We start from the raw sequence: 10,474 nt of genomic DNA, 5'->3' as shown, positions 1-10,474 counted from the left end.
CTGCCGGACGGCGCCGGCGCTGCTGACGCTGGTGGCGGCCTGGGTGCTGCTGGCGATCCCGGATGGCCTGCACCGCTCCTCCGCGTCCGCGCTGGTGGTGGAGCAGTCCCCGGGCCCCTCCGAGCGCGGCCGGTTCATGGGCGCGCTGGGCTCCTGCGGCGCGCTGGCCTCCGTGCTCGCGCCCGTCACCTACGGCTTCGTCTCGCAGCGGGCCGGCATCGGCTGCGCGTTCCTCCTCTCGTCGGTGTCCCTCGTGCTGGCGCTCGGCTGTGTGTCGCGCGTGCGCGAGGCGTCCTCCCACGCCACTCCTGAACCGGCCCCCGTGGCCGCCCTCACCCCCACCTCGGAGCCCGGATGAGCCCCCTTCGCCACGTCTGTCGCTGGGGCACCGCGCTGTTGGCCGCGCTGGTGCCCACGCTGGGACACGCTGATTCGACGTACAAGGTCACCGCGACGCGGACGCAGGACGCCATCACCATCGACGGCAAGGGGGACGAGCCCGCCTGGCAGACGGCCCCGGAGCTTTCCGGCTGGTACCTCACGCGCGTCAACTACGGCAAGCCCGCGCCGGACGACACCAGGGTCCGCATCCTCTACGACCAGGACAACCTGTACTTCCTCTTCCACTGCCTGGACTCCAAGCCGGAGCGCATCACCGGCTACACGGTGCAGAACGAGGGGTTCCTCCACCAGGAGGACAACATCACCATCATCCTGGACACGTTCCTGGACCACCGGAACGCGTACTACTTCTGGACCAACCCGCTGGGCGTGCGCACCGACGGGCGCATCGTGGATGACGGCGAGGCGTTCTCCACCAACTGGCGCGGGGAGTGGGAGACGAAGGCCACCGTGGTGAAGGACGGGTGGATTTCGGAGGTGCGCATCCCGTTCGCCAACTTCCAGTTCGAGACGAAGGACGAGATCTCCTTCGGCATGCTCCTGGACCGCGAACAGTCGCGCAACCAGGAGTGGAGCAACTGGACGCCGGACGGCGTCAACAGCGCGAAGGTGAGCCGCTACCCGCACCTGGAGGGGCTCAAGGGCATCAAGCCGCGCTCCATCTTCAGCATCACCCCGTACGTGGCCACCACGGTGGCGCTGAAGACGACGGACGACCGGGGCACCTTCCGTCCCAACGTGGGCGCGGACGCGCGCATCGACCCGACGCCCTGGCTGTCGGTGAAGCTCACCGCCAACCCGGACTTCAGCGACGCGGAAGCGGACCAGAGCTTCCTCCTGCTGGACACGGACCAGCCGCTCTTGCCGGAGCGCCGCGCGTTCTTCACGGAGAGCGAGCACCTCTTCATCGCGCCCATCAACGTCTTCACCTCGCGCCGCATCGCGCTGCGGCCGCATGACCGGGTGTGGGGCGGCCTGCAGCTCACGGGCAAGCTGGGGGGCTTGAGCTTCTCGATGATGGACGTGCAGCACCGCGACTCCACCGGCCGGGACGCCAACGGCCGCGAGGTCTTCGAGAACGTCAACTCCGGCGTGCTGCGGTTGCAGCAGGACATCGGCAAGCGGTCGATGATTGCCCTGGTGGCGCTCAACCGCAGCGGGCGGGGCGGGCTGTTCGGGGACTCGGACTTCCAGACGGTGGGCGTGGACGGCAACTTCCACCTCTTCGAGGAGTTCTTCGTCCAGGCGCAGGCGCTGAAGAGCTGGAGCCCGCTGGGCAACGAGGACTCGGACGCGTACCACGTGGGCCTGCACCGCTTCGACACGCTGTCGGAGTTCTGGTTGCAGCTCGAGGACATCGGGAAGAACTACGCGAACCCGCTGGGCTGGACGCCGGTGGTGGACAAGCAGGGCTACAACTCGCACCTGTTCCTGAACCCGTTCCCCAAGTGGCGCTTCCTGCCCCGGCTGGACGTGACGTGGGACTCGCTGTGGCGCCGCAACCACGAGGGCGAGCGCATGCGGTGGCGCAACCGCCTCAACGTGCAGCCCTACCTGCACCACGACTTCGCGCTCTACCTGGAGGGCATCTACGACGACAACCTGGGCTTCCGGGACCGGCTGGGCACGTTCGGCTTCACCCTGTTCCCGCACGACTGGCAGAGCTACACGCTGACCGCCGTCGCCGGCCGCTTCCTGGGCGGGGAGATCCGCGGCTTCAACGGCGCGGCGAACCTCAAGATTGGCCCGCACATCGTCGCGCGCTTCAGCGGCTTCTACACGCGCAACTTCAACGTGCCGGCGAACAGCGACCTCTACGGCGCGTCCGGGGACGGCTACAGCTTCTCCGGCTACGCGCAGCTGCGCTACCACTTCAGCCCGGACCTCTACGCGCGCCTGACCTTGCAGAAGGGCGGCGTGTACGAGCTGGCGGACTACAACGCCGTGAAGGGCACGTTCCTGGACGCGATGGTGGGGTGGCACTACCGCCAGTGGAGCGACATCTTCCTCGTCTACACGGATCAGCCCTTCGGCGGCTCCCAGGAGCGGCGGATCCTCTCGAAAATCTCCTTCAACTACTGACCTGTCCGAGGGCCTTCGCATGACCGCCGCCGACCCGCAGAGCCTCAAGCGCCGCTACGACGAGGTGTCCCCGAAGTACGACCAGGGCGCGCCCAACGCCATGGCCATCAAGCTGTTCTGGCTGGCCTACGAGCACCTCACCTGGAAGCCGGTGGAGGCGCTGCTGCCCAAGGACGGCACGGCCTGGCGCGTGCTGGACGCGGGCGGCGGCGGCGGCAAGTTCGGCACGCGCTTCGCGGAGGCCGGGCACCACGTCACCGTGCTGGACATCTCTCCGGGCATGCTGGACGGCGCCAGGGCCCAGTTCGCCGCGAAGGGGCTCCTGGACCGCGTGGCCTTCGTGGAGGGCAACGTCGCGGCGCTGGAGCTGCCGGACGCGGCCTTCGACCTGGTCTTCTGCGAGGGCGACCCGGTGTCGTACTGCCTGGACGCGTACCCGCGCGCGGTGAAGGAGCTGGTGCGCGTGGCGAAGCCGGGCGCGCCCGTCGTGCTGGGCGTGGACAACCGCTACGAGGCGTTCTCCGGGTACCTGAAGCAGGGCAAGCCGCAGGAGGCCTTCCGCGCGCTCCACGACGGCCGCACGACGTGCCCGTACGGCCTGCCGGTGCACGCCTTCACGGTGCGCGAGCTGGAGCGCGCGGTGGCGGACGCGGGCGCGGAGCTGCTGGAGATCTTCGGCAAGCCGGTGATGTTCTTCGACATGCTCCACGCGATGACGGCCGCGCACGGCGGCACCGCGGAGAAGCCGTGGGACGCGTGGGCCGCGCGCGAGGAGATATTGGCGTTGCAGGAGAAGCTGGCGCACGAGGGCTTCGCCGTCCTGGGGCAGCACCTCCAGGTGATGGCGCGGCGCAAGGCCTGACGCCATGGGCCTTCCCTTCCTGGGCGTGGGGCTCAGCTACCGCTGGGACCTCAATCCGCACCTGGCGCGTGGCAACCCTGGCGTGGACTGGCTGGAGGTGACGCCCGAGCACTTCCTGCCGCTCACGCCGGACTCGGAGCGGCGGCTGGAGCTGCTCGCGAAGCGCTATCCCCTGGTGGGCCACAGCCTGGAGCTGTCGGTGGGCTCGGACGGCGTGGACGCGCCCGGCTACCGGGAGGGCCTGAAGCGCATCCGCCAGCTCACCCGGAGCGCCTGGCACGGGGACCACCTGTGCTTCACGCGCGTGGGGAACCTGCCCCTGCGCGCGCTGACGCCGGTGCCGCTGACGGAGGAGGCGGTGGCCACGTGCGTGCGCAACGTGAAGGCGGCGCGAGCGGACCTGGACGTGCCCTTCGTGGTGGAGAACATCGCGTACCTCTTCCACACGCCGCTCAACACGTTGGAGGAGGCGGAGTTCCTGCGCCGCGTGGCGGAGGGCGCGGACTGCGGGCTGCTGCTGGACCTGCACAACCTGTATTGCAACGCGGTCAACCACGGGTTCGACCCGTATGCCTTCCTGGACCGTCTGCCTTTGGAGCGCGTGGTGCAGGTGCACCTGGCGGGCGGCATCACGATGGAGGGATTGAGGTTGGACAGCCACTCCGCGCCGTCGCCGGAGGAGGTGTGGCGCCTGCTGGAGTACGTGGCGCCCCGCAGCCCGGTGCGCGGGGTGAACTTCGAGATGGACAGCGGCTTTCCCCCCTTCTCGCGGCTGGTGGAGGAGCTGGCCCGCGCGCGCGCCATCCTCCAGCGCTGCGGCGCGAGCGCGGCTTGAGCGACCGACGATGAGCTACCCACGAACATTGGAAGTCCTGGCCCGGCTGCACGTCGACCCCCGCTTCCGTGAGGCGTGGCGCAGCGATGCCTCCAGGGCCCTGGCCCCGCTGGGGCTGACGCCGCCGGAAGCGGAGGCGCTCCAGCGGGTGGCTCCGGAGGTGGTGGAGCGCGCCGGCCGGATGATGGACTTCCACCGCACCGAGCGCGTGCGCGAACAGCTCGCCTGGGTGGATGAGGCGAAGCGGCCGGAGCTGGGCCCGCTGCGAGCGCGCTTCCTCCAGGACGTGCCGCCGGAGGTGCTCAACCGCGAGGAGGCCATCGCGTACTGCCGCTTCCTGGAGGCGGGCGAGCACGCCCCGCACGCGAAGCTCCTCCAGCCGCTGCCCGCGTACGTGCCGCAGCTGGCGCGGTGCGAACGGCTGCGCCTGCAGCTCGCATGGGGCCTTGCCCCCATGCCCGCGTCGGGCCCGCGCGTGGAGTGCTTCGACTACCCGGTGCTCACGCTGCTCGCCGCGCTGGACGCGCCGGGCTGGCCCCCGGTGGCGCCGAAGCCCACGCGCGTGGAGTACCTCAAGGTGCCGGGCCTGCCCGCCGTGATGCCGCGCGAGCTGCCGTCACCTTGAGGTGCCCCGTGCATCTCAGTGCTTGCGGTGGTGCGTCTTCTCGTAGGTGCCCATGAGCTGGGTCTCCCCCACGATGTGCCCCTCCATCGCCTTGAGCAGCTCCGTGCGGGTGGGCTGCTTCAGGTCCGGCAGCACCGTGTCCAGGGCGTACAGCCGGAAGTAGTACCGGTGGTTGCCCACGGGCGGCATGGGGCCGCCGTAGTCCTGCCGGTTGAAGTCGTTGCGCCCCAGCTTCGCCCCTTCCGGCAGCACGTCCAGGGTGGCCCCGTCCGGGATGCTCTGGGCGTTGACGGGGAGGTTGTAAAGGACCCAGTGGCAGAAGGTGCGCTGGGGGTTCGCCGGGTCCGGCGCGTCCGGGTCCTCCACGATGAGCGCCAGGCTCTTGGCCCCGGCGGGGAGGTTCTCCCAGTGAAGGGGAGGTGCCTTGTCGTCCCCCTCGCCGGTGTAGGCGATGGGGATGGGCATCCCGTCCTTGAACTTCGGCGAGGTGAGCTCGAGCGGCTTCGGCATGCGTGACTCCTTGGGCCTGAGCGGCCAACGTGACCCCTGCCAAGCTGCGGACGCCCCTGGCACGGTGCTGAGAGGCGGAGGGCGCGACGCCCGGCCGCCCGTCACCTCCCTGGGGCCCCACGCCGCTGATCCACCGGGCGCCCCCCGGGCCGCCTGCCGCCAAAGCCCGCGCGCCAGAGAGAAACCACCCCTCCCGCCCCGGCGCCGTGGTAGCTGCGCTTGCGGGTGCCGCAACCGCTGCTGGCACCCCGGGCCCCCGCGTCCCTGTACCGGTTGCACGCGCCGCGCATTCGGTGCTAAGCGGCGCCCGCGCGTGTATGGGCGGGGTCGGGGTTGGTGAAGGAAACCCAAGACTTTCCCGGGGTTTGGTGAGGCGTCCGCATGGCAGACCAGAAGCCACGGAAGCAGGCGGACGCGCCGGACAGTGAGCTGGGCGAGACGGCCCGGCAGATGCGGGCGGCGGAGCCGTACATCTCCGCGGTCTGGAAGCTGGTGGGCGGGGCGGTGGTGGGGGTCCTGGGAGGCTACTTCCTGGACAAGTGGCTGGGGACGTCGCCCTGGCTGCTCCTGGGGCTGAGCCTGGTGGGGATTGGCGTGGGGTTCTACGGCTTCCTCCACGCCATGTCCCGGCTGGGGAAGCGCAAGTGACGGGGACGGGCGGACAGCCGAAGCGGGATCCGTTCTGGACGCACGCGGGGCTGGCGGCGGCGGTGATGGGCGTGGGGGCGGTGGTGGCGGCGGCGCTGCCCAAGGCGGCGGAGGACCGGGTCGCGGCGCTCCTGGGCGTCGGGGTGACGGCGGTGACGGGCGTGGTGGCGCTGGTGCTCAAGCGGCGCGCGGCGATGCAGGCGGACTTGAAGGCGGCGTTGAAGGTGGTCGGTGTGGTCTTCGCCCTCAGGGGCGTGGGCGTGGGGCTTGGGCTGGCGTGGGTGGTGTCCCGGGGTTTGAGCGCGATCGCGTTCGTGGGCGGCTTCTTCGGCGTCTACTTCGCGCTGCAGTGGATTGAAGTCAGCTACGTGATGGCCGCGTCGAAAGACGCGGCGGGCGGAGACGAGTGATGCGCAAGGCAATGGTGCTGTTCGCCTGTCTGTTCGCGGGCACCGTGTGGGCCTCGGAGCAGCATGGCGAGGAGCCTGGGGCAGCGTCCCCTGGCGTGCACGGCGTGGCGAACGAGGACCAGGACGCCGAGGGCGAGGACGTCGCCGGCTACATCCTCCACCACGTGGCGGACTCGAACGAGTACGAGTTCGAGGTCCCCCTCAGCCACAACCACATCCCCATCCACCTGCCGCGCATCCTCATCCCGTTGCAGGAGGGCGCCTGCGCGCCCGTGGCGGACCCGCACGGGGGCCACGGCGAGGTGTACCCGGGCCTGGGCGCCGGCTGCCTGGACCTCTCCATCACCAAGCACACGGTGATGATGTGGCTGGCGGCGCTGCTGCTCATCGGCGCGCTGCTCATCTGGAGCAACCGCGACAAGACGAAGCTCGTGCCGCGCGGCGCCGGGGCGAACCTCTTCGAGATGCTCGTGCTCTTCGTTCGCGACGAGCTGGCCATCAAGAACATCGGCAAGGAGGAGGGCCCCCGGTACGTGCCCTACCTGCTCACCGCGTTCTTCTTCATCCTCTTCATGAACCTGCTGGGCCTGTTCCCCTGGATGGCGACCGCCACGGGCAACATCGCCGTCACCTGCGGCCTGGCGCTGTGCACCTTCTTCGTCACGCAGGCGGCCGGCATCCGCGCGGCGGGCATCGGCGGCTACCTCAAGCACCTGACGGGCGGCGTGGCCCCCTGGCTGTGGCCCATCATGATTCCGGTGGAGTTCCTGGGCCTGTTCACCAAGCCCTTCGCGCTCACCATCCGCCTCTTCGCCAACATGCTGGCGGGCCACATCGTCATCTTCTTCCTGCTGGGCCTCATCTTCATGCTCCGCAACCCCGCGGTGGCGCTGGTGAGCGTGCCGTTCGCCTTCGGCATCTACCTGCTGGAGCTGTTCGTGGCCTTCGTGCAGGCGTACGTGTTCACCATGCTGTCGGCGCTCTTCATCGGGATGAGCGTGGCCATGGGCCACCACCACGACGAGCACCACGAGGGTGGCGCGAGCCACGACCACGGCAAGGCCCACCACCTGGGCTGACAAGTTGACGGGGCGCACGTCGGTGTGACGGCGCGCCCCGGTTGAAGACCCGGCGGTTCGAAAGGCCGCCGGAGGTTGTCCAAAAGGGCCCCCACGACCCCCCCACAAGCGGGTCCCGCCTCACGAAAGAAGACGTGCTCCCATGACCAACCTCGCTCTTGCCTTCCTCGCCGCCGGTATCGGCGCGGGTCTCTCCATCATCGGCGCCGCGCTCGGCATCGGTAAGCTGGCCGCCGCCGCCATGGACGCCACGGGCCGCCAGCCGGCCGCCGGTGGCGACATCCGCACCACGATGATCATCGCCGCGGCCCTCATCGAAGGCGCCACGCTGTTCGCGCTGGTCGTCTGCATCCTGCTCGCCATCAAGGCTTAAGGCCGGCAGGTCGCAACGGGAGCCGGCGTCCTCTTCGGGAAGAAGGGGCGCCGGCGTTCCGTGCTCGCAGTGCGCAGCACCTGTCTCACCTGAAGCCTCCCGCATCCTCCCTCTGTCTTTCCGCTTCACCGGGACCCGCCATGTTCCTGCCCTCTGTCCTCGCCGCCAGCAGCTTCGTGGAGGTCCGTCCGGGCCTCATCTTCTGGACCATCGTCACCTTCGTCATCGTCCTGCTGGTGCTGCGGGCGAAGGCGTGGGGGCCCATCCTGTCGCTCGTGGAAGAGCGCGAGAAGCAGATCACCAACGCCATCGAGAGCGCGAAGCGTGAGCGCGCCGAGGCGGAGAAGCTGCTCGCCGACCAGAAGACGGCCATCGCCGAGGCCCGCCGCGAGGCCGCGGAGACCACCCGCCGCGTGCAGGCGGACATGGAGAAGTTCCGCGACGAGCTGATGGCCAAGAGCCGCAAGGAGGCGGAGGAGCTGAAGCTGTCCGCCCGCCGGGAGATTGAAGACCAGAAGGCCAAGGCCATCGCGGAGGTCCGCGCCATGGCCGTGGACCTGGCCATGGAAGTGGCCGGCAAGCTCATCAACGAGCGCATGGACGACGCCAAGCACCGCGCGCTGGCCGAGCAGTTCGTGCAGGGCCTGCCCGGCGCCACGAGCGCCACGGCGACCCGCCGCTCGGCCTAAACCCGGCGGGGAGTCTTCCGCCGCGCCCGCTCGTTCCAGGAATCCATCATGGCTCTCTCCATCGGCATCGTCGGTCTGCCCAACGTGGGCAAGTCCACCCTGTTCAACGCCCTGTCCGCCGCGGGCGCGCAGGCGGCGAACTATCCGTTCTGCACCATCGAGCCGAACGTGGGCGTGGTGCCGGTGCCGGACGACCGCCTGGACCAGCTGTCGGCGCTCGTCAAGCCGCTGAAGAAGATCCCCACGTCGCTGGAGTTCGTGGACATCGCCGGCCTGGTGCGCGGCGCGTCCAAGGGCGAGGGCCTGGGCAACCAGTTCCTGGGGAACATCCGGCAGGTGAACGCGGTGCTCCACGTGCTGCGCTGCTTCGAGGACGACAACGTCACCCACGTCGAGGGAGGCGTGAACCCGGTGCGGGACCGGGACGTGGTCGACACGGAGCTGTGCCTCAAGGACCTGGAGACCGTGGAGAAGCGCCGCGAGCGCTCGCTGAAGAACACCAAGATGGGGGGCAAGGCGGGCGACGAGGCGAAGGCCGAGGTCGCGCTGCTGGACCGCATCAAGGCGAAGCTGGATGAAGGCGTCACGGTGCGCGCGCAGAAGCTCACCGACGACGAGAAGGCGGCCATCCAGGACCTGTTCCTGCTGACGGACAAGCCCGTGCTGTACGTGGCCAACATCAGCGAGAAGCAGATTGGCAAGGAGGACGCGGACCCCCGCGTGCAGCAGGTGCGCGAGATGGCCGCCAAGGAGGGCGCGGGCGTGGTGGTGCTGGCGGCGGCGCTGGAGTCTGAAATCCAGCAGCTCGCCGAGGCCGACCGCCCCGGCTTCCTGGCGGACTCCGGCCTGACGGAGCCCGGCCTGCACAAGGTGGTGCGCGAGGGCTACAAGCTCCTGGGCCTGTGGACCTACTTCACGGTGGGCGAGCAGGAGTGCCGCGCGTGGACCATCCACAAGGGCTTCAAGGCGCCGCAGGCGGCGGGCGTCATCCACTCCGACTTCGAGCGCGGCTTCATCAAGGCGGAAGTCTTCGCGTGGACGGACTTGGTGAAGCTGGGCAGCGAGGCCGCGGTGAAGGAGAAGGGCCTCCTGCGCGTGGAAGGCAAGGAGTACGTCGTGCAGGACGGCGACTGCATGCACTTCCGCTTCAACGTCTGACGCGGGGGCTTCTCCGCTGTTGGAAGTGACGACGGGCGCTGCCTTCCACTCACGGAAGGGGCGCCCGTTTCGTTTCTAGCGGGGGCCGCTCAGCCAGGTGTAGCCCCAGAGGCCCACGGCGAGCGCGGCCAGCACGGTGGAGAGGATGGCGGAGCGCTTCACGCGGCCCGCGGGGTCCGGGTTGCCCAGGGCGTACCTCCACACGCCGCCCACGCGCAGCGCCAGGAAGAGGGCCAGGAGCACCGGGCCCACGACCTGCCAGCCTTCCGGGCGCTTGAGGATGACGATCCACGAGGCGATGAAGGCCACGTTGCCGAGCAACATCAGGGCGGGATAGGGCAGGGTCGGGCGGGAGGTGCTCACAGGGCTGGCAGTGTGTGCACGGGGCGTCAGGCCGCCCAACGGAAACCCGCGCGGCGTGCACGCCATGTGACAGCCGCGCGGAATGTCTCACGGTGCTACCGGGGCGGGGGCTCCACATAGCGGGCGCGCGGACGGAGCAGGTGGCCTTGCTCGCGCTGCTCCAGGACGTGCGCGACCCAGCCCGCGGTGCGGCCCAGGCTGAACAGCACGGTGGCGGCGCCGGAGGGCAGGCCCAGCGCGTCCGCGAGCATCACCAGGCCCCAGTCCAGTGACGGGGGCGGGTGGCCGGCGTCGCGCATGGTGTCCATGACGGCGCGGGCCACGCGGACCTTCAGGGACTCGGGCTTCACGCTCAGCGCGGCGTTGATGAGGGGCGGCGTGCGGGGATCGCCCTTCAGGTAGAGGCGGTGGCCGAAGCCCGTCACGGCTTCGCCCGGC

General features: G+C 69.9%; 14 protein-coding genes. 11 read left to right on the top strand and 3 right to left on the bottom strand.

Annotated features, from left to right (window positions below):
* The 5 genes from ACLEQD_RS27930 to ACLEQD_RS27910 form a co-directional block, all read left to right on the top strand.
* Window positions 1-358: MFS transporter (locus ACLEQD_RS27930; RefSeq protein WP_410388107.1), on the top strand; the 358-nt coding region annotated here is incomplete at its 5' end.
* Window positions 355-2,484 carry a carbohydrate binding family 9 domain-containing protein gene (locus tag ACLEQD_RS27925; protein WP_410388105.1) on the top strand — a complete coding sequence of 710 codons (2,130 nt, stop codon included), beginning with the start codon at window positions 355-357 and terminating at the stop codon, window positions 2,482-2,484. The genes ACLEQD_RS27930 and ACLEQD_RS27925, both read left to right, overlap by 4 nt.
* A gap of 19 nt (window positions 2,485-2,503) precedes the next feature.
* Window positions 2,504-3,346: a methyltransferase domain-containing protein gene (locus ACLEQD_RS27920; protein ID WP_410388103.1), complete on the top strand. Its 843-nt coding sequence runs from the start codon at window positions 2,504-2,506 to the stop codon at window positions 3,344-3,346.
* A gap of 4 nt (window positions 3,347-3,350) precedes the next feature.
* Complete coding sequence (locus ACLEQD_RS27915) at window positions 3,351-4,181, top strand: DUF692 family multinuclear iron-containing protein (RefSeq protein ID WP_410388101.1); 831 nt, start codon at window positions 3,351-3,353, stop codon at window positions 4,179-4,181.
* Between the two features lie 10 nt (window positions 4,182-4,191).
* Complete coding sequence (locus ACLEQD_RS27910) at window positions 4,192-4,806, top strand: hypothetical protein (RefSeq protein ID WP_410388099.1); 615 nt, start codon at window positions 4,192-4,194, stop codon at window positions 4,804-4,806.
* A 15-nt stretch (window positions 4,807-4,821) separates the two neighbouring features.
* Here the strand turns inward: ACLEQD_RS27910 and ACLEQD_RS27905 are convergent, their stop codons facing one another.
* On the bottom strand, window positions 4,822-5,316 hold the full coding sequence (locus ACLEQD_RS27905; RefSeq protein ID WP_410388097.1) for a YbhB/YbcL family Raf kinase inhibitor-like protein: 495 nt from the start codon (window positions 5,314-5,316) through the stop codon (window positions 4,822-4,824).
* Between the two features lie 381 nt (window positions 5,317-5,697).
* Here ACLEQD_RS27905 and ACLEQD_RS27900 point away from each other — a divergent pair, with 381 nt between their 5' ends.
* The 6 genes from ACLEQD_RS27900 to ychF all read left to right on the top strand — a co-directional run bounded on the left by ACLEQD_RS27900 (window position 5,698) and on the right by ychF (window position 9,673).
* On the top strand, window positions 5,698-5,964 hold the full coding sequence (locus ACLEQD_RS27900) for an AtpZ/AtpI family protein (RefSeq protein WP_410388095.1): 267 nt from the start codon (window positions 5,698-5,700) through the stop codon (window positions 5,962-5,964).
* Window positions 5,961-6,374 carry a hypothetical protein gene (locus ACLEQD_RS27895; RefSeq protein ID WP_410388094.1) on the top strand — a complete coding sequence of 138 codons (414 nt, stop codon included), beginning with the start codon at window positions 5,961-5,963 and terminating at the stop codon, window positions 6,372-6,374. The genes ACLEQD_RS27900 and ACLEQD_RS27895 overlap by 4 nt, the downstream gene beginning before the upstream one ends.
* Window positions 6,374-7,453, top strand: a complete 1,080-nt coding sequence (gene atpB / locus ACLEQD_RS27890; protein ID WP_410388092.1) for a F0F1 ATP synthase subunit A — start codon at window positions 6,374-6,376, stop codon at window positions 7,451-7,453. The genes ACLEQD_RS27895 and atpB overlap by 1 nt, the downstream gene beginning before the upstream one ends.
* Before the next feature lie 142 nt (window positions 7,454-7,595).
* Window positions 7,596-7,826, top strand: coding sequence for an ATP synthase F0 subunit C (locus ACLEQD_RS27885; RefSeq protein ID WP_120529618.1), 231 nt, complete (start codon window positions 7,596-7,598; stop codon window positions 7,824-7,826).
* 140 nt (window positions 7,827-7,966) lie between these two features.
* On the top strand, window positions 7,967-8,515 hold the full coding sequence (gene atpF / locus ACLEQD_RS27880; protein WP_410388090.1) for a F0F1 ATP synthase subunit B: 549 nt from the start codon (window positions 7,967-7,969) through the stop codon (window positions 8,513-8,515).
* Window positions 8,516-8,563: 48 nt separating this feature from the next.
* Entirely contained in the window at window positions 8,564-9,673 is a 1,110-nt protein-coding gene (gene ychF / locus ACLEQD_RS27875) for a redox-regulated ATPase YchF (RefSeq protein WP_410388088.1), read from the top strand.
* A gap of 75 nt (window positions 9,674-9,748) precedes the next feature.
* On the opposite strand, the gene ACLEQD_RS27870 is transcribed toward ychF, so the two are convergent.
* Window positions 9,749-10,036 carry a hypothetical protein gene (locus ACLEQD_RS27870; protein WP_410388086.1) on the bottom strand — a complete coding sequence of 96 codons (288 nt, stop codon included), beginning with the start codon at window positions 10,034-10,036 and terminating at the stop codon, window positions 9,749-9,751.
* Window positions 10,037-10,131: 95 nt separating this feature from the next.
* A partial coding sequence (locus ACLEQD_RS27865; protein WP_410388084.1) for a citrate/2-methylcitrate synthase occupies window positions 10,132-10,474 on the bottom strand: 343 nt, incomplete at its 5' end.

The sequence above is a fragment of the Corallococcus sp. 4LFB genome, assembly GCF_046520365.1.
In the GTDB taxonomy this organism is placed as follows: domain Bacteria; phylum Myxococcota; class Myxococcia; order Myxococcales; family Myxococcaceae; genus Corallococcus; species Corallococcus caeni.
This window is presented reverse-complemented; position numbering and strand designations above follow the sequence as displayed.